This window comes from Psychrobacter sp. 1Y4 (assembly GCF_051847555.1).
On the sequence record NZ_JBPYDE010000205.1, the window covers coordinates 1 to 968 of the forward strand.

1 protein-coding gene is annotated in these 968 nt (G+C 44.0%); it reads right to left on the reverse strand.

The window, feature by feature from the left end:
* Positions 1-3: 3 nt before the first annotated feature.
* Positions 4-968 (reverse strand): lipocalin family protein (locus tag ACS8FC_RS15265; RefSeq protein ID WP_439297396.1); only part of this gene is annotated, 965 nt, incomplete at its 5' end.

Sequence of the window (968 nt, forward strand, 5' to 3'; positions counted from 1 at the left end):
CTATTATGGTGCTAAGTTCACCGTTTGGTTGCTCTGCGACGTCAACGTAAACTCTTTCAAATCATATCCCTGTTGCTGGGCAATCTGACGATATTTAGTATACGTTTCCTGACTGATATTTGGCGAACGTGCTAGGAGCCATAGATACTCTTTGTCAGGCGTCCCTACTAGGGCAGTTTTATAATCTGCATCACGTGCTAATACCCAATAATCAGCACGGCCGACTGGGATCCAGCGAATCCACTTCGGTAAAAACGTCACTTTTAGTTTGCTGCCACTTTCATCTACTGGCTTTGCCAAACCTTCTGCCGTAATACCTGAACCATCCTCGCTCACGCATTTGTTAGTGACGACAATGCCTGAGCCATCAGTCTTTTGCGTATAGTTTGCCGTTACATCGCCTGCGCATTTACGTTGAAAATACATCGGTAAACGTCCGATCTCATACCATGTCCCAGCGTATTCATTGAGATCGACACTATCCACTGTCGTTGGCGTGCTTGCAGACTTATAGATAATATCGCTTGGCTTAACAGATAACATTTGCGTCGTTGTCTCACTACTCATCGCATTATCTTGCATATTACTAGCAGTAGCCATATTATTGGGCGGCGTTGCAGCATAGGCTGAAAATGCCGCTAGCGGTATGATGATCGCTAACGCAATGCCTGTATGCTTGATAAGTCCATTCATAAATATACGCTCCGGTATGTCTTTATATGACGAGTTGATAGTGGTTGATGATGTATCGAGGATTTGCTTAGTGCTGTCTTGCAAATTACTTGCTTGGTCGTCTACAAGCTCAGATATCAGCGGCTCGTCTTCATTCAACGTTGCTGATCGCTTGTAGCCATTAGCAATGTTGAATTGTTCTTTATCACTATCGCTATTTTTCAGATCTTGATTGCTTTTGCTGTTACTCATAGCGGACTCTTTTGCCTTAGTGAGGCTTTTGTCGGCGCTTTTGT